The organism is Promicromonospora sp. NPDC050249, from assembly GCF_040656015.1.
GTDB lineage: Bacteria > Actinomycetota > Actinomycetes > Actinomycetales > Cellulomonadaceae > Promicromonospora.
Map to the genome: position 1 here is coordinate 74,725 of NZ_JBFAKY010000016.1, position 15,770 is coordinate 90,494.

The 15,770-nt window shown below is 71.9% G+C and carries 15 protein-coding genes; 5 read left to right on the plus strand and 10 right to left on the minus strand.

What is annotated here, in order from left to right:
* Window positions 1-16: 16 nt before the first annotated feature.
* The 3 genes from AB0I32_RS14990 to AB0I32_RS15000 form a co-directional block, all read right to left on the minus strand.
* Window positions 17-1,159: a glycosyltransferase family 4 protein gene (locus tag AB0I32_RS14990; RefSeq protein WP_357507251.1), complete on the minus strand. Its 1,143-nt coding sequence runs from the start codon at window positions 1,157-1,159 to the stop codon at window positions 17-19.
* Entirely contained in the window at window positions 1,143-2,825 is a 1,683-nt protein-coding gene (locus AB0I32_RS14995) for a polysaccharide biosynthesis tyrosine autokinase (RefSeq protein WP_357507253.1), read from the minus strand. Before AB0I32_RS14995 ends, AB0I32_RS14990 begins: the two co-directional genes overlap by 17 nt.
* Before the next feature lie 98 nt (window positions 2,826-2,923).
* The gene (locus tag AB0I32_RS15000) at window positions 2,924-3,565 is read right to left on the minus strand and encodes a low molecular weight phosphatase family protein (RefSeq protein WP_357507255.1); all 642 of its coding nucleotides are present in this window, start codon (window positions 3,563-3,565) and stop codon (window positions 2,924-2,926) included.
* A 211-nt stretch (window positions 3,566-3,776) separates the two neighbouring features.
* Here AB0I32_RS15000 and AB0I32_RS15005 point away from each other — a divergent pair, with 211 nt between their 5' ends.
* Together AB0I32_RS15005 and AB0I32_RS15010 are read left to right on the plus strand one after the other, a co-directional pair.
* Window positions 3,777-4,226, plus strand: coding sequence for an adenylyltransferase/cytidyltransferase family protein (locus AB0I32_RS15005; protein WP_357507257.1), 450 nt, complete (start codon window positions 3,777-3,779; stop codon window positions 4,224-4,226).
* A gap of 39 nt (window positions 4,227-4,265) precedes the next feature.
* The gene (locus AB0I32_RS15010; RefSeq protein WP_357507259.1) at window positions 4,266-5,066 is read left to right on the plus strand and encodes a class I SAM-dependent methyltransferase; all 801 of its coding nucleotides are present in this window, start codon (window positions 4,266-4,268) and stop codon (window positions 5,064-5,066) included.
* A 31-nt stretch (window positions 5,067-5,097) separates the two neighbouring features.
* On the opposite strand, the gene AB0I32_RS15015 is transcribed toward AB0I32_RS15010, so the two are convergent.
* From AB0I32_RS15015 to AB0I32_RS15025, 3 genes are read right to left on the minus strand one after another with little or no spacing between them, the layout of a single operon-like run.
* Window positions 5,098-6,039, minus strand: a complete 942-nt coding sequence (locus AB0I32_RS15015) for a hypothetical protein (protein WP_357507261.1) — start codon at window positions 6,037-6,039, stop codon at window positions 5,098-5,100.
* Window positions 6,036-6,533, minus strand: coding sequence for a hypothetical protein (locus AB0I32_RS15020; protein WP_357507263.1), 498 nt, complete (start codon window positions 6,531-6,533; stop codon window positions 6,036-6,038). The genes AB0I32_RS15015 and AB0I32_RS15020 overlap by 4 nt, the downstream gene beginning before the upstream one ends.
* Window positions 6,533-7,759 carry a macrolide family glycosyltransferase gene (locus AB0I32_RS15025; RefSeq protein ID WP_357507265.1) on the minus strand — a complete coding sequence of 409 codons (1,227 nt, stop codon included), beginning with the start codon at window positions 7,757-7,759 and terminating at the stop codon, window positions 6,533-6,535. The genes AB0I32_RS15020 and AB0I32_RS15025 overlap by 1 nt, the downstream gene beginning before the upstream one ends.
* A gap of 127 nt (window positions 7,760-7,886) precedes the next feature.
* Between AB0I32_RS15025 and AB0I32_RS15030 the strand changes: the two genes are divergently transcribed.
* On the plus strand, window positions 7,887-10,625 hold the full coding sequence (locus tag AB0I32_RS15030; protein WP_357507267.1) for a UvrD-helicase domain-containing protein: 2,739 nt from the start codon (window positions 7,887-7,889) through the stop codon (window positions 10,623-10,625).
* 51 nt (window positions 10,626-10,676) lie between these two features.
* Here AB0I32_RS15030 and AB0I32_RS15035 read toward each other — a convergent pair whose 3' ends face one another.
* Complete coding sequence (locus AB0I32_RS15035) at window positions 10,677-11,567, minus strand: NmrA/HSCARG family protein (RefSeq protein WP_357507269.1); 891 nt, start codon at window positions 11,565-11,567, stop codon at window positions 10,677-10,679.
* A gap of 87 nt (window positions 11,568-11,654) precedes the next feature.
* Between AB0I32_RS15035 and AB0I32_RS15040 the strand changes: the two genes are divergently transcribed.
* Together AB0I32_RS15040 and AB0I32_RS15045 are read left to right on the plus strand one after the other, a co-directional pair.
* Window positions 11,655-12,194 (plus strand): helix-turn-helix domain-containing protein, encoded by a 540-nt coding sequence (locus tag AB0I32_RS15040; protein ID WP_357507271.1) that lies wholly within the window; start codon window positions 11,655-11,657, stop codon window positions 12,192-12,194.
* A gap of 101 nt (window positions 12,195-12,295) precedes the next feature.
* Window positions 12,296-13,636 (plus strand): hypothetical protein, encoded by a 1,341-nt coding sequence (locus tag AB0I32_RS15045; protein WP_357507273.1) that lies wholly within the window; start codon window positions 12,296-12,298, stop codon window positions 13,634-13,636.
* On the opposite strand, the gene AB0I32_RS15050 is transcribed toward AB0I32_RS15045, so the two are convergent.
* Genes AB0I32_RS15050 through AB0I32_RS15060 form a run of 3 tightly spaced genes read right to left on the minus strand, consistent with a single transcriptional unit; the run spans window position 13,578 to window position 15,687 of the window.
* The gene (locus AB0I32_RS15050; RefSeq protein WP_357507275.1) at window positions 13,578-14,303 is read right to left on the minus strand and encodes a hypothetical protein; all 726 of its coding nucleotides are present in this window, start codon (window positions 14,301-14,303) and stop codon (window positions 13,578-13,580) included. The two genes, AB0I32_RS15045 and AB0I32_RS15050, sit on opposite strands and share 59 nt — an antisense overlap.
* Window positions 14,300-14,920 (minus strand): hypothetical protein, encoded by a 621-nt coding sequence (locus AB0I32_RS15055; protein WP_357507277.1) that lies wholly within the window; start codon window positions 14,918-14,920, stop codon window positions 14,300-14,302. The genes AB0I32_RS15050 and AB0I32_RS15055 overlap by 4 nt, the downstream gene beginning before the upstream one ends.
* Window positions 14,917-15,687, minus strand: coding sequence for a hypothetical protein (locus tag AB0I32_RS15060; RefSeq protein WP_357507279.1), 771 nt, complete (start codon window positions 15,685-15,687; stop codon window positions 14,917-14,919). The genes AB0I32_RS15055 and AB0I32_RS15060 overlap by 4 nt, the downstream gene beginning before the upstream one ends.
* Window positions 15,688-15,770: the final 83 nt, after the last annotated feature.

Genomic DNA, 15,770 nt, shown 5'->3' on the forward strand with positions numbered 1-15,770 from the left:
CAGCGTAGCGACGAGATCATCGACGGTCGCCGGATTTGTCGGGTGAACCAGCCGCGATGAGCTCCCGCGCGAACATCCACGAGTCCGCCTCCAGCCGGGAGTCCTGACGTGGCAGGGAGGCGCACACCGCGCGCGGGTCGAGCGGCCTCGCCGCGGCCTCGGTGATCACCGAGGCGAGCAGCTCGCCCACCGAGGCCGCGGGGATGACGCCGTGCCCGTTGCGCCGGAGCCAGTCCGCGATCCCGGTCTCGTCGGTGGTCACCACCGTGCAGCCGTGCGCGAGCCCTTCGACGATCGGCAGGCCCACCTGCTCGCGCCACGCGACCTGGCGGCGGGACGGCAGCACCACCACCGAGGCCCTCCGCAGCTCCGCGTGCACGACGTCGCGCGGCGGGTCGGCGATGACCCGGACCCGGTTGTCCGCCCGCGCGGCCGCGTAGGCGTCGTCGAGCAGCGCGCCGCGCCCCACCACGGTGAGGACGGCGTCCGGCGAGTGGTGCCGCACCGTCGCCCACGCGGCCAGCACGGAGTCGAACCCCTTGCGGGCCGAGAGGTCGCCCAGGAACAGCACGCGTCCCGGCGTCTTCTCGCCGTCGAGCAGGCAGTCGCAGACGGCGGGCAGCGCCTCGATGGTGGTCCAGCGGAGGCTGCGGCGGCCCGCGATACCGAAGACGGTGCCGTAGAGCTGGCGCGCTGTCTCCGTGCCGAACACGACCCGGTCGAGCCGCAGCCAGACCCAGCGCGCGAGGATGAGGTCCAGACGCCTGCCCAGGCGCGGCCACCAGGCGGTAGGCCTCGGGAGGGTGCGCGGGTCGATGTTGCCTATCGCGTAGGCGACGATCCGGGTACGGCGGCGTCGGACGAGGTCGCTCAGGAGCAGCGCGGCGAGGACGGCGGCGGACCGGCGCACGCAGTCGATGGCCGCCGGCTCGTTGATCTCGACGATCTCGTACCCGTTCCGGGCGACGAGCCATGCGGAGCGGAGGTCGCCGGCCTGCTGCGGGCGGACCTCCGCCACCAGGTCCTCGTCGAAGTCGTAGCGGCTCTCCTGGTACAGGATGTCTGCCGGGGTGAGCGCGAGAGCACGTTCGAGGTGGGCCGTGCGAAGAGTCTTGTAGACGCGCACGTCGCGCGTCCTGCCGTCACCCGGCTCGCTCATCGGCCGTCCCGAGATCGGCGACGACAGGGGGTATGGGCCGCGGCGAGGGGCCAGGGGTCAGCCGCGCGCCGGGACCGGGGATACCGCCCGGCCCGTGGATGTTGCCGGGGCTCGGGATGTCGTCGGGGCCCGGGACGACGCCGTCACGGGGAACGCCGCTCGGGCCGGAGGTGCTCCCCAGGACCGGGGCGATGCCAGGGCCGGGGATGCCGCTCGGTACCTTGCCGGCTCCGGGCACCGCACTGATCGTGCCGGTGATGGGCGGCAGGTCGAGCGTGTCGTGGTGGCGCCGCCCCGGCAGGAACCGCAGCTTCCGGCGCCGGTTGGTGCTGTAGCCGTAGTAGGAACCGCCCGGGCCGGACCGGGGTGCGAACGCCAGGATGAAGCCGAGCACCCGCGCCTCGACCCCGGCGAGCGACCGCATCGCCTGGGTGAGCTGCTGGCGGCGCACGCGGCGGGCTCCGACGACCACGACCACGCCGTCGGCCATGGTGGACAGGACCGCGGCGTCCGAGACGGGGAGCAGCGGCGGCGCGTCGATGATGACGACGTCGTAGGCCGCACGGGCCGTGGCGATCAGGTCCCGCGTGGCGTCCGAGGCGATGAGCTGGTGCGGGTTCGGCGGGATGGGTCCGAGGGGCAGGACGTCGAGCGGGCCGGGGCCGTACCGCTGGACCAGGTCGGTCATGGCGGACCGTCCGACCAGGGCGGTGGTGAGCCCCGCGGCGTCCTCCAGGCCGAGCACGGTGGCGATGGACGGGCGTCGCATGTCGCTGTCGATGAGCAGCACGCGGCTGCCGCTCTCGGCGAAGGTCGAGGCGAGGTTGATCGCCGTCGTGGACTTTCCCTCTCCGGGCACGCTCGAGGTCACCACGAGGACACGCGCGGGCGTGGTCGCGTCGACGAACGACAGGTTGGTCTGGACGCGGCGGTAGGCCTCCGCCCGGGTGCTCAGCGGCTCATGGGTGGCCGGGACGCGGGCGGCCTTGCGCTTGACCACGGGGATCGAGCCGAGCAGCGCGGTGCCCTCCGACACGACCTCCAGGTCCTGCGACGACCTGATCCGCGTGTCGACGACCGCCCAGAGCAGGACCAGCGCGACGCTGATCGCGAGGCCCCCCGCGCCACCGGCGGCCACCAGGAGGCGGGTCCGGGGCGCCGACGGGTACCGCGGGACCTCCGCCGACGAGACCGTGGTCACCTCGATGGCCTGCTCGCCCGTCGGCGTGGCCGGTGACAGGTCGACGACGGTCAGCGAGAGCTGCTGGGCGACGGCGTTGGCGATCACCGCGGCGCGTTCGGGGTCGCCGTCGTCGACCTTGATCTCGATGATCGAGGTGTTCAGCGGCGAGTCGGCGGAGACGGCACCGGCGAGGTCACGGCCGCTGACGCCCGGGCCGAGGTCTGCGGCGACGGGGTCGAGCACCACGGGCATGTCGGTCAGCGCGGCGTACGACTCGATCAGGTTCTTCACGTACGTGGAGCCCTGCAGCAGGTCGCTGGTCGACTCGCCGGTGTTCAGCGACACGTAGACCTTGGCCGTCGCGGTGTAGGACGGCGGCGTCGACCAGGCCCAGCCGAACGCGGCGAGTGCCCCGACGAGCGCCGTGCAGACGATCACCGCCCAGCGTCGTCGCAGCACGTTCGCGTATTCGACGAGTTCCACGTCCTGCCTCCTGTCTGACTCGTACGGCCTGTCGTCTGGTACTGCCTGTCTGGGACGGTCTGTCGTCCGGTGGTCCTGTGGCTGGTCGTCAGCTCGGCTCAGAGCTTGCCGAGGTGCGACGAGTGCCGGGGCTGGGTGAGCGGCTGCGCGCCCGAACGCGGCTGGGGTGCGCTCAGGAGCCAGGGCTGCCGGCCGGTGCCGAGCACGCCGCACACCGTGTCGGTCGCCGACCAGATCCGCTCGAACACGCGCCGGAAGGCCTTGTCGCCGCGGCCGTAGGGGTCCTCGATGTCGAGCGTGCGGTTCCACGCAGAGTGGTTCAGGCGCTCCTGGCTCACGAGCTCGGGTACCCGGGCCCACCGGGTCGCGTCGTCGGTGGCGGACCGCGGGCCCGGCGACGTGCTCAGCACGTGCGCCAGCTCCAGCAGGGTGAACGTCCGCCGGACGGCCTCAGGGACGGCCCGCACCACCGCGGAGCGCTGGGCGCGCGTCATCGTGATGATGACGGTGGCGGTGCGGATCATCTCGGGTGTGAGCTGGCGCGCGGTGAACTGGCCGCTGTCGAGCCCGCGTGACTGCAGCAGGCTCGCCATGTGCGGCTCGATGGGTTCGTCGGCGCGCGCCCGGATGCCAGCGCTGCTGACCTGGACGGTGCCGTCGGTGCGGGCTGTGAGCAGGCGTGCCAGGACTGGGGAGCGACAGATGTTCCCCGTGCACACCGTAAGGATTGTCGTAGCCATGTCGTGCCCAGCATGCCTTGGCCCTATGTCCGGTAGTAGCCGAACCACGTACTTTCACCCGAAGGTCACCCCTTCAGGGTGCCGTGACCGACTCGCTCGCGTGCGATCGGTGGGGGTCTGTGTGTATTCGTGGGGGGTGAACTGCACGTTCACCCGCTCAGATGTCCGTGTTGGGCAGCGTTGGAAACAGAGCCCTTCTAGCCTCTCAGGCATGACTGTGGTCGGTTATGCGCCTGGCGCCTGGGACCTGTTCCACGTGGGCCACCTCAACGTGCTGCGGCACGCGAAGGGTCGCTGCGACTATCTGGTGGCAGGCGTCGTCGACGACGACATGCTGGAGCTCGCCAAGGGGCGCCGCCCTGTCGTGCCGGTGATCGAGCGTGCGGAGATCGTGCGCCACATCGCGTTCGTCGACGAGGTGTTCATCGAGACGCAGCCCGACAAGATCGAGACGTGGCGGCAGCGCCCGTTCGACGTGTTCTTCAAGGGCGACGACTGGAAGGGCACCGACAAGGGGCTCGAGCTGGAGCGCCGGTTCGCCGACGTCGGCGTGGAGGTCATGTACTTCCCGTACACGGTGCACACCTCGAGCACCGCGCTGCGGCGCACGCTGGACGTGCTGAACGGGCACCGGGACCACGCAAGGCAGGGCCGAAAATAAGCGTGTGCGGGTGCCGCCGTCGGGCATAGCGTCGATGCCGTGAGCGAAACGGCGCGCGACGACACGAGCACGACCACCACCGACGACCCGAGCGACGGCTTGTTCCCCGAGAGCGTGGCCGCCGGGTACGACGACCCGGAGGACGCGAACACGCCCGAGGCGATAGACCCGGTCGTCGACGCGCTGGCAGACCTGGCCGACGGCGGCCCGGTGCTGGAGCTCGCGATCGGGACCGGCCGGATCGCCGTGCCGCTGGCCGCGCGCGGCGTCCCGGTGAGCGGCATCGAGCTGAGCAAGGCGATGGCCGCCCGGATCGCAGGCAAGCCAGGCGGCGGGCAGATCGACGTCACCATCGGCGACATGACCTCGACCCTGTTCGACGGCGCCGTGGCGCCCGGCGAGTTCTCGCTGGTCTACCTGGTGTTCAACACGATCTCCAACGTCACCACCCAGGACGGGCAGGTGGACGTCTTCCGCAACGCAGCGGCGCACCTGCGGCCCGGCGGCCTGTTCCTCGTCGAGGTGGGCATCCCGGACCTGCGGCGGATGCCGCCCGGTCAGGACACCGTCCCGTTCACGGTCGCGCCCGACGACGGCGGCGGGTACGTCGGCTTCGACCGGTACGACGTCGCGACGCAGCTCTTCACGTCGAACCACGTGACGGTGACCCCGGACGGCGGACGCTTCCGCGTGGTCCCCTTCCGGTACGCGTGGCCCGCCGAGATGGATCTCATGGCCCGTATCGCGGGCATGCGGCTCAAGCACAGGTGGGCGGACTGGGACCGGGCCCCGTTCGAGCACGAGAGCACCAAGCAGGTCTCGGTCTGGGAGAAGGCCTGACGGCGTCGGTCGCGTCGCCTGTGCGGGCGCCTCAGTGCGCAGGGTTCCGTGCCGCGTACGCCTCGCAGTCGCGCCGGACGATCTCGATCACCAGGGCGGTCGTGCGGTCGAGGTAGCTCCGCCCGTCGGCCAGGCGCGCCGTCGGGCTGATGTAGCCCAGCGGTCCGATGTGCGCCGCGGGGTCGAGCGAGTGCACGGTGACCTTGCCGGCCTCGTGCGCCCGGTTCCACGCGCTGCGGCGGAACAGTCGCCAGCGTTCGGGGAACAGCCAGGTGCTGACGCCCTCTATCCAGTCGTTCGAGCTGGTGAGCCGGTGCAGGTGGACCGCGTGCGTGAGGTCGTTGGCGCCGTTGTGGAAACCGCCCAGCGTGATCACCCAGATCGGCGCCCGCAGCTCGGTGAAGATCCCGTCGACCGCGCCGGTCGCCACCTGTGCGCCGCCGCTGTAGCTGAGCAGCACCACCGGTATGCCGCCGCCCGGCTCGTAGCCCGCGAGGCGCAGCTGGTCGGCGATCTGGGCGCCCACGGCGCGGTTGTACAGCGGACGGTACCGGCGGTCAGCGGCGACGAAGATCTGCATGACGTTGTGCAGGAACAGGGTGATGCCGATGTGGCGGCGCAGCCAGTCCCACACCGGTCGCCCCACGAGCGGGTCGGCCAGCGGCGAGTAGGGCTGGACCTGGCCCAGCACGCGCAGCTCCGGCGCCCCGGCGATGACCGCCTGGACGAGCTGGCCGCCGTCACGCGTGTCGCTGAAGCGCCGCTTGCCGATGCCGTCCAGGTAGACCAGGTACGCGGCGGGCGGACGTGCGGGGTCGGCGCCCCGGGCGTACGGCTCGTCCTCGGGCAACCGTGGCGCCGGGGCGCGCCAGCCGACGGTGTAGACCATCAGCTCGTAGCGGGCCAGCAGGCCCTCGGCGAGCAGGACCGGGCCGAGCGCCAGCAGGACGACGAGCAGCAGGAGCTCGGTCACGCGACCACCACCTCCCGCTCCCGTGCTCCGGCCACGAGTCGCGCGGCCACGCGGCGCACCACCTCGACGAGGGCGGCGAGCCCGATCCCCGCGGCCGCGACACAGCCGGCGGCGGCCCACCAGCCCAGACCCGACGCGGAGGCGAGCGGTCCGACCAGCCCGGCCCCGACACCGGCGACGAGCAGCAGGTGCAGGAACGGGCCGAGCAGCGGGAACGCGAGGATCGCCGCGAGCAGCAGCGGAGCCACCAGGGCAGGCGTCCAGGCCAGGCACGAGGTGCTGGGCAGCGGATCCCGGCTCACCAGGTCGGCGACGGTCCACGCGGCCACCGGCCACAGCGCGATCACCGTGCCCTCGACCACCGTTCCGGTGACCATCAGCCCGGCCACGAGCCGCCGGGACAGCCGTGGCCGGCGAGCCACCAGGGGCAGCACCCGGCCGGCGCTCTCGGACAGCCCGGCGAGGACCAGCAGCACCACGACCGTCGTCGACATCAGCGCTCCCGCGGGGGATCGGCCGGTGCTGCCGGCCGGGGCGGGTCGCCGACGCGCTCGAGGTACCGCTCGAGCTCGTCGGCGGCCCGTACCCAGCCGCCCGCCTCCCGCTGGGCGTCGCGCTGCCTGCGGGCCGCCTCCCGGAACCGCGGCTCGTCCAGCAGGCGCCGGGCGAGCGTGTTCACCGTCTCGGCCGTGGCGTCCTCGGTGCGCAGCGCCAGGCCCGCGCCTAGGTCGACGACCCGCTGTGCCACCAGCGGCTGGTCCGCGCCCTGCGGCACGACGAGCGTCGGCACCCCGGCCTGCATCGCCTCGTTGACGCTGTTCATGCCCCCGTGCGTGACGAAGAGCGCGGCCTGGTCGAGCACCTGCAGCTGCGGTACCGACCGGCGGGCCAGCACGTTGGCAGGCAGCGAGCCCAGGTCGGCCGGGTCCGTGTGGCCGGTGGCCACGACCACCGTGCCGGCCAGCGGCGCCAGCGCGGTGGCGAAGGTACGCAGCAGGCCAGGGCTACCGTCGAACACCGTGCCGAGCGACGCGTACAGCACGGGGCCCTCGAGCCGGTCGGCCGCGAACGCCGGGTCGGGCAGCCGGGAGCCCACGCTGGCGCCGACGAACCGGTAGGAGGGGCCGAAGGCGTCGGCGCCGGGCTGGAACGTCGCCGAGGTGAAGACCAGGTTCAGCGGCTCCTGCGCGTTCATCAGGTCGGTCAGCGGCAGCCCGCTGGTGTCGTAACCGCGGCGCAGGGTCCAGCGCGCCCGCACGTAGCTGCTCGCGATCCGGGGATAGGCCGCCGCGGCGACCAGCAGCGCCCGGGAGATCCCGCACGGGCTCGGCACCTGCCGGTTGAACGCGAACGTCGTGTAGGTCGCGGCGGCCGGCACGCCGAGCTCCCGCGCGGCGACCGCGCCCCACGGGCAGGCGGCGCCGTGGACCACCAGGTCCGGACGCGCGGCGCGGAGGTCCTCGAGCACACCGGGGAGCAGCCCGACGGCGGTGCGGGCCAGCCCCTCGATCATCGCCAGGGGGATCGGCGGATCGGGCAGGGGCAGGTCGTCCCCGGCGTAGAGGTGGACGTCCGCACCGGTGGCCTCGATCTGCGCCGCGAACGCCGGGGAGGCGTAGTAGCTCACGGTGTGGCCGCGGCGGACGAGCTCCGCCACGACGGGGAGCGTCGGGTTGACGTACCCGTGCATACCGATGTTGACGAACGCGATGGTGCTCATCGACGACTCCTTGTGACCCTGCGAACAGATCCGTCCCCCCTCTCGACCGGGTGCGCACCGGATCTGTGACGGCTCGTATCCGTGCCACCGTCGGCAGTGTCGGTGAGCCCGCCTAGGCTTAGGGGCGATGACTTCCCTCTTCGACAGCCTCTCCCTGCCCGGCCTCGACCCCGCGTCGCCAGGCACCATGTCGCGCCTGCCGAGCACGGCGCCGCAGTGGGACGACGACGGTGCGGGCGCCGGTGACCCGGGCGAGGCAGCGCTGCCCAGCGAGCCGGACTGGCTGGCGGGCCTGCCGCACGAGTCGGAGGCGCCGCGCGCCGGGGGCGCTTACTCCCACCTCGACCCGGAGGCGCTGCTGGACGGCCTCAACCCGCAACAGCGGGCCGCCGTCGTGCACGAGGGCGGGCAGCTCCTCATCGTCGCGGGCGCGGGCTCGGGCAAGACGCGCGTGCTGACGCACCGCATCGCCTACCTGCTCGCCACCGGCAGGGCGCGGGCGGGGGAGGTCCTCGCGATCACGTTCACCAACAAGGCGGCGGCCGAGATGCGGGAGCGCGTCGCGGGCCTGGTCGGCCCGGCAGCGGGCCGTATGTGGGTCTCCACGTTCCACTCGGCCTGCGTGCGGATCCTGCGCCGCGAAGCGACGACGCTCGGCCTGCGGTCGAGCTTCAGCATCTACGACGCCGCCGACAGCCAGCGACTCATCACGCTGGTGACGCGCGAGCTCAACCTCGACCCCAAGAAGTATCCGGCGCGTGGGCTGTCAAACAAGATCAGCGACCTGAAGAACGAGCTGATCGACCCGGAGACCTACGCGCGGCAGACCGGGGCGAACGCCACAGAGGAGGCGCTCGCGGCCGCAGCGGCGGCGGAGTCGGGTGCCATTCGCCGGCCGTGGGGTGGCCAGTCGGCGGAGGAGCGCAACACGACGGCGCCCAAGTTCGACCAGGTGCTGGCCGACGTCTACACGCGCTACCAGGCGCGCCTCACACAGGCGAACGCGCTGGACTTCGACGACATCATCATGACCACCGTGAACCTGCTCCAGGCGTTCCCGAACGTCGCTGAGCACTACCGCCGCCGGTTCCGGCACGTCATGGTCGACGAGTACCAGGACACGAACCACGCGCAGTACACGCTGGTCCGCGAGCTGGCGGGGGTGGGCACCGACGGGTCCGCCGACTCGACCGACGGAGGGCTGGACCCGGCCGAGCTCACCGTCGTGGGCGACTCCGACCAGTCCATCTACGCGTTCCGCGGCGCCACGATCCGCAACATCCTGGAGTTCGAGAAGGACTACCCGGCCGCGACCACGATCCTGCTGGAGCAGAACTACCGCTCCACGCAGAACATCCTGAGCGCGGCCAACGCGGTGATCTCCCGCAACGCCGGCCGCACGCCCAAGCGCCTGTGGACCGACTCGGGCGCCGGGGCCAAGATCGTGGGCTACGTGGCCGACGACGAGCACCAGGAAGCGCGGTTCGTCGCCGACGAGATCGACAAGCTCGGCGACTCCGACGGCGTGCGGCCGGGCGACGTCGCGATCTTCTACCGCACCAACGCGCAGTCGCGCGCGCTCGAGGAGGTGCTGGTCCGCGTCGGCCTCCCGTACAAGGTGGTGGGCGGCACGCGGTTCTACGAGCGCCGCGAGGTGAAGGACGCCGTCGCCTACCTGCGTGCACTGGCCAACGAGGACGACGACGTGAACCTGCGCCGCATCCTCAACGTGCCCAAGCGTGGGCTCGGCGACCGCGCGGAGTCGTTGGTCGCGTCGTTCGCCGACCGGGAGCGCATCTCGTTCGGCGCCGCCCTTGAACGCGCCGACGAGATCCCCGGCATGACCAACCGGTCCCTCAAGCCGCTGCTCGTCTTCCGCGACATGATGCGGGAGCTGCGCGCCCTGGTTGACCAGGGCGCCCCGCCGGCGGAGGTCCTTGGCGCGGTGCTCGACCGCACCGGCTACCTCGCGGAGCTGCGCGCGAGCGAGGACCCGCAGGACGAGGGCCGCGTGGAGAACCTGGCGGAGCTGCACGCCGTGGCCGTCGACTTCGGGGAGACCGATCCCGAGGGCTCGCTGGCCGACTTCCTGGAGCGGGTCTCGCTGGTCGCCGACAGCGACCAGATCCCCGACGAGGACGTGGCGGACGGCGCGGCGGAGGAGGCACCCAAGAAGGACCAGGGCGTCATCACCCTCATGACCCTGCACACGGCCAAGGGCCTGGAGTTCCCCGTCGTGTTCCTCACGGGCATGGAGGACGGCACCTTCCCGCACATGCGCTCGCTGCACGACGACTCGGAGCTCGCCGAGGAGCGCCGGCTCGCCTATGTGGGCATCACCCGGGCGCGCGAGCGCCTGTACATCACGCGGTCCTCGGTGCGGGCAGCGTTCGGCATGGCCAACGAGTTCCCGGAGAGCCGGTTCCTGCAGGAGATCCCCGAGGAACTGTGGGACTGGCGCCGCCGGGAGTCGTCCACCGCTGCGATCCGTAACGGACGAGGTGGCTGGAGCGGCGGGTACGGCTCGGGCGGCTACGGCTCGGGCGGGCGCGGCGCGGGTACGGGCTCCACGTGGTCCGCCGGCCGGTCCGGGACCTCGCGCAGCGGCGCGGCCGCGTCGTCGTCGGGCGGCGGGCAGAGCAAGCCGTTCGCGCCGGAGAAGAAGGCGGGCGCGAAGGGCGGGTTCGGTGGGATCAACGTCCAGAAGGACATCCCGAGCCTGGAGATCGGCGACCGCGTCACGCACGACTCGTACGGGCTCGGCACGGTGGTGGACGTCGAGGCGAACGCGGTGGTCAAGATCGACTTCGGCAGCAACGGGACCAAGCGCATCGCGCTGAAGTACACGGCGGTCACCAAGCTCTGACGGTGCGCGCACCGTCAGAGCCGGCTCGGACGTGTCCCTCCAGCGGTGGCGTCAGGCCAGGGTGCGCCGCGCCCAGGTGCGGAAGTCCGTGGTGGGAAGCCCGAGGGCCCGGACGTCCTCGGGCCGGGCGGGCGTTCCGTTCGCGTTGATCCGCTCGACGCCGTTGACCATGGCGGGCAGCATGCCGCGCTCGACGGCTTCCAGCGGGCTGAGCACCGGCGCGCTGATCGTGCGTCCGGTGACCTCGCTGAGGATCGCGGCGGTCTCGGTCATCGTCAGCATCTCGCCGGCGAGCTCGACATCCATGCCGTCGAGCCTGCCGGGCTCCGTGAACGCGATCGCCGCGGCCTCCCCGATGTCGTCGACGGCGATCCAGGGGATCCGGGTGTCCGCCGCGAACCCGGTGATGATCGTGCCGCTGGACCAGTCGCCGAACAGGTAGGACCAGCCCGTCAGGTTCTCCATGAACGTCGCAGGCTTGAGCACGGTCCAGCGCTCGAAGCCGCCGGTCCGCACCGCCTCGTCGATCGCGGCCTTGCTCTCCCAGTAGTGCTGGTCCCAGCGCCCCTCGGCCCAGCCGGGCTGGGTGCGGTGGAACTCGCCGGCGCCGGAGACACTGCTGTGCACGACCTGCGCGACCCCCGCCTTGCGGGCGGCCTCGACGACGTTGCGACCCCGGATCACCTCCGCATCGCCCGCCAGGTCGGTGACGTCGGGGTACGGGATCGAGAACACGCCGTCCGCGCCCTCGGCCGCAGCGAACAGCGACGCGGCGTCGTCCAGCTCGCCGATCACCAGCTCGGCTCCGCGTTCCTTCAGGGCCTGCGCCTTGTCGGAGCTCGTGTCGCGGACCAGGGCGCGGACCGCGACCCCACGGTCGAGCAAGGCCCGGGCAGTGGCCCCGCCCTGGTTGCCCGTCGCTCCGATGACCAGAACCGTCATGCTGCCTCCTGAATTAAATGGGGTGGTACCCCGTTTGCTGGTTCGGCTAACATATGGGGGACCACCCCACTTTGGCAACGGCGGATCATGAGAGCTGACGCACAACGCAACTACTCCCGGATCGTGAGCGCGGCCTCCGCGGCGATCGCGCGGGACGGCGCCGACGCGTCGCTCGAGGCGATCGCGCGTTCGGCGGGCGTCGGCTCGGCCACGCTGCACCGGCACTTCCCGTCGCGCTGGTCGCTGCTGGAGGCGGTCTTCCGGGACCGCATCGAGGGCCTGTGCGTCCGCGCCGAGGAGCTGCGGACCGCGCCGGACGCCCTCGAGGCGCTCAGTACCTGGCTCCGGGAGGTGGCCGTCTACTCGACGACGACCCGCGGTCTGGCGGCGTCGATCCTGAACGCACCGGCGGAGGAGAGCGACTCCTGCAGCACGACACTGATCTCGGCGGGAGACCCGCTGCGCCGTCGGGCGGTCGACGAGGGCTCTGTGCGCCCGGACGTCGCGATGGCTGACCTGATGACCCTCGTCAACGCGATCTCGCTCGCGGCGCAGGAGGCGGGCGCGGCTGAGGCGGAACGGCTGGTCACACTGGCCCTGGAGGGTGTCCGGCCGCGCGGTGGGTGACGCCCCGGCTCGGCCGCCGGGCTCCACATCCGTGCGGCGATCGTGCGCCGCCATGAGCCGGCTTGGCGCATACGTCCTGCTTTAGGACACTATGTGTCGCCATGAGGATCCTGGTCTCCGCCGGTCGACTGTTCGTCGCGCACTGGCCCGCGCTGTTGACGCTCGGCCTGCTCGGCGTCGCCGTGCGGAACGGCGCCATGTGGGGCGCCGTCGAGCTGAGCCAGTGGAACTCGTTCGTGGCACAGCTGCTGCTGATCGTGAGCCCGCTCGGCTACCTCATGCCGGTCGTCGGGATGCTGTGGGTCTGCCGGCAGTCCCTGCCACACCTGAGCCCGGACCCGGGACCCGACCGGGACAGGAACGGTCAGATCCCCGGCATGCTTTCCGGTACGACTCGCGCCCCGATGATGCCGTCCGAGGGGCGCGAGCGGCGCCTGATCGACGTCGCCCTGTCCGTCCTGGTGCCGTTCCTCGTGATCTATGAGGTCGAGGGTCTGATGGACGCCGACCGGGACCGGTTCATCAACGAGGCAGCCGCGGACGAGGCGTTCAACGACATGTTCTCCGCGCAAGGTGTCGACTTCGTCTCCCGGCTCGGCCTCTGGAACGGCTGGACGCTCGTCGCCATCGTGGCCGGCGCGTTCGTGCTGCGCTGGCTGCTCGGCCGGCTGGAGGGCAGGTTCCAGTTCCTCGGTATCGCCGTGCTCGGTGGCTGCCTCGAGGTCTACTGGACCAGCCAGGTCGCCGGCCAGGTCGAGGCCATCGAGCTGGGCCTGTGGGACGAGGCGACGAACCTGCAGCTCGTGGCGGCTGCCGTCGGGACCGTCGACGTCGCGCAGGAGGCCGTGGGGGAGACGGGCAACACCACCGTCACGTTCGTGGCCGACGGGATCGTGACAGTCTTCGAGTCGCTCGACATCGTCCTCGTCGCGCCGCTGGCGTGGCTCGCCCTCGGCGCCGTCGTCCTCGGGCACAAGCTGATGGAACCGCCGTCCACCGAGCACCGCTGGCTCGACCGCATGACCTGGCTGCCGGGCGGGCTGCGCTCGCTCCTGGAGTCGCTCACGGAGGACCTGCGCGCCCGCTTCTCCGCCCTGTGGAACGGTCTGAAGCTGATCGTGCACGGCGGCCTCGGCCCCATGCTCGTCTTCTGCCTGGGCTACCTCGTCATCATGCGGGTGCCGCAAGGCGTCGGCTGGCTCGTCCGTGCGGTGACCGGTCCCGTCGAGAGCAACACGTGGCTCGCTTTCAGCCCCATGGAATCGGCCGCCGGGCTCGCGCTCGCGCTGGCGCTCGCCGCGGCCCTGATCGCCGCCAGCGTCGGGGCCCTGGTCGAGCGTGGCATGGTGGTCCGAGATGACGGCGACGCCGGTACCGGCCTGGCTACGGCAGCTCGAACGTCACGTACTCGGGACCTCCGAATCCCAGCCGCACCTGCGTGATCTCCGCGCCGGGATCGGCCAGCACGAACGACGTGACCTCCCACTCCGGCTGCTCGCTGACGAAGCCCTCCGCCTCCGGCGTCGAGCAGCGGTTGGAACTGCCCAGCACGTCCGTGGTCGAGTCCCCGTACCGCGTTCCGTCCTCCGCCACGAGGGTGATCTGACACAGCGAGAGGTCGGTCTGGAGCTCGGCCGCGAACTGCACCCGCACCTCGTACGCGACGGAGCCCTCAGGGATCGGTACCGGGTCGCCGTAGCTGGGCGCCGGCAGCTCGGTGACCTGCTCGACGCTCGTCACCGTCGCATCGATCTCCCGGAGCACCGTGGTCTGCGCCCGCTCCGGCACGTCGAGCCCGAAGGCGTCGTAGTACTCGCCCGCCAGGTGCGCGGGCTCGCCCAGGGCCACCCGGTCCACCTCGAGGTGCAGGCCCACCGGCCACCAGAACGCCCATACCCGGAACGAAGATGCCCCCGCGGCCGCCACGATCGCGATCGGCAGCAGCACCAGCCAGACGGCGTTGCGCCGCCCCCAGCTCCTGCGCGGGCGCGGTGCCGGGGCGTTCGGCGGGATCATGCCGGGCAGCATGCCGGGGCGCAGGCTGGGTGCCGCGCCCGGGGGTGTCCCCTGACCAGGGCCCGGCGCCGCCGGGGTCACCAGAGTCGTCATCCTTCGCTACCTCCTGCGCTCGCCGGGGCGTAACCCGGCGCCTCGGGCGTCACGGCTTCTTCCGCCTCCCACAGCGTGTCGACCTCGCTCGGTGTGATGCCGAGGTCGATGACGGCGACGGCGTCGCGTCGCTGGCCCGCGTGGTCCTCGCTCTGGCCGCCCCGGGCGAGCCGGACCGTCGCCCCCGCCAGCGCGTCGCGCGGCACGTCGAAGCAGTACGTGGTGCGCCAGGCATAACCTGGCTGAGCGCTGGCCGAGGTGGAGCACCCGGCCAGGTTGGTCGGCCAGAACCGGCGACCCTGCCGGTCGGTGACCTCGGCACCGCCGAAGCTCGTCTGGCCCTGCACGGCGCGCCAGGTCGCGTCGACCACGACGAAGGTCCCGCCCGCGGCGGCGGTCTCGGAGAGCCCCGTCAGGGTATCGGCGACCCGCACCTCGGTGACCGTGAGCTCCGCGTACGTGAGGTCGAGCGTCTCGCCGACCTCTCCCTCGACGATGAAGGGCGCCTCCACGCCCGCGTCCTGCGGCAGATAGGTCACGAGCGCGCAGCCCGCCGTCACGGCGCCGACGACGAGCGCGGTGCCCTTCCAGGTGATCCGCCGCCGCCCGTGCCTCACTGCGCACCCGCCTCGGCGTCGGGTGCCGGCTTCGCCGGCTCGACCGGGATCTGCCCCGCGAAGGCGACCTCGTCCAGAAGAAGCCAGTACTCGTTGTCCAGGCTCCCCGCGCTCTCCTCGATCCACTCGAGCGCCATGATCCGGAGCGGAATCTCGTCGCCGGAGAACGTGCCGCTCTGCTCCCAGATCAGCGCGACCCGATAGGTCAGGCCGGGGTTGAGGATGCCGATGCTGGTGCCGTCCTCGATGTTGACGACGGACGCGGAGGGTAGCTCGGCCTCGTCGGGGGACGGGCTCGCGGAGGGGTTCGCGCCGTCCGGTGCTTCCCCGGTCCCGGGGGCGGCCTCGGTGACCGCGCCGTCCTCCCCGAGTGGTGCCGCAGGGATGATGCCGACGTTCTCCGGGGCCGGGATCGCCTCGCCGATCTTGCTGCTGTACTCGGGCACCTCGCCGGTGTTGGTGACGTTCGCGACGACCGCGAGCATGTGGTTGCCCGGCTCCGGCACGAGGTAGCCGAGCTCGTCCGCCGTTGCGGCCTTCTCGATGATCACCTCGAACGGACCGACCTCGACCGGCGTGCCCGCGGCGAGCGGTTCGGCCTGGGCCTCGACCTTGTTCCACGCCCCGAACGGGGAGATGCCGAGGAGCGCGGCGACCGCACCGGCCACGACGCGCTGCGTCGTCGACATATCGTCGGCGACGGTCGAGACCACGCGCCGGGCGAGCCGGAACGCGATGTCGGGACCGTCATTACGGGCATGCTTCATGGCGCATGATCGTAGCGGTGCATTACGGACCATCTGGGCGAAAGTCCATGGGTGATGAGCTGTCGTGCTGCCTTGAGGAAGGG

Bases quoted from the DNA above. Each gene is read 5' to 3' on its own strand.
- AB0I32_RS14990 (WP_357507251.1), bottom strand. From the start codon at position 1,159: ATGAGCGAGCCGGGTGACGGCAGGACGCGCGACGTGCGCGTCTACAAG.
- AB0I32_RS15000 (WP_357507255.1), bottom strand. From the start codon at position 3,565: ATGGCTACGACAATCCTTACGGTGTGCACGGGGAACATCTGTCGCTCC.
- AB0I32_RS15005 (WP_357507257.1), top strand. From the start codon at position 3,777: ATGACTGTGGTCGGTTATGCGCCTGGCGCCTGGGACCTGTTCCACGTG.
- AB0I32_RS15020 (WP_357507263.1), bottom strand. From the start codon at position 6,533: ATGTCGACGACGGTCGTGGTGCTGCTGGTCCTCGCCGGGCTGTCCGAG.
- AB0I32_RS15025 (WP_357507265.1), bottom strand. From the start codon at position 7,759: ATGAGCACCATCGCGTTCGTCAACATCGGTATGCACGGGTACGTCAAC.
- AB0I32_RS15030 (WP_357507267.1), top strand. From the start codon at position 7,887: ATGACTTCCCTCTTCGACAGCCTCTCCCTGCCCGGCCTCGACCCCGCG.
- AB0I32_RS15035 (WP_357507269.1), bottom strand. From the start codon at position 11,567: ATGACGGTTCTGGTCATCGGAGCGACGGGCAACCAGGGCGGGGCCACT.
- AB0I32_RS15040 (WP_357507271.1), top strand. From the start codon at position 11,655: ATGAGAGCTGACGCACAACGCAACTACTCCCGGATCGTGAGCGCGGCC.
- AB0I32_RS15045 (WP_357507273.1), top strand. From the start codon at position 12,296: ATGAGGATCCTGGTCTCCGCCGGTCGACTGTTCGTCGCGCACTGGCCC.
- AB0I32_RS15050 (WP_357507275.1), bottom strand. From the start codon at position 14,303: ATGACGACTCTGGTGACCCCGGCGGCGCCGGGCCCTGGTCAGGGGACA.
- AB0I32_RS15060 (WP_357507279.1), bottom strand. From the start codon at position 15,687: ATGAAGCATGCCCGTAATGACGGTCCCGACATCGCGTTCCGGCTCGCC.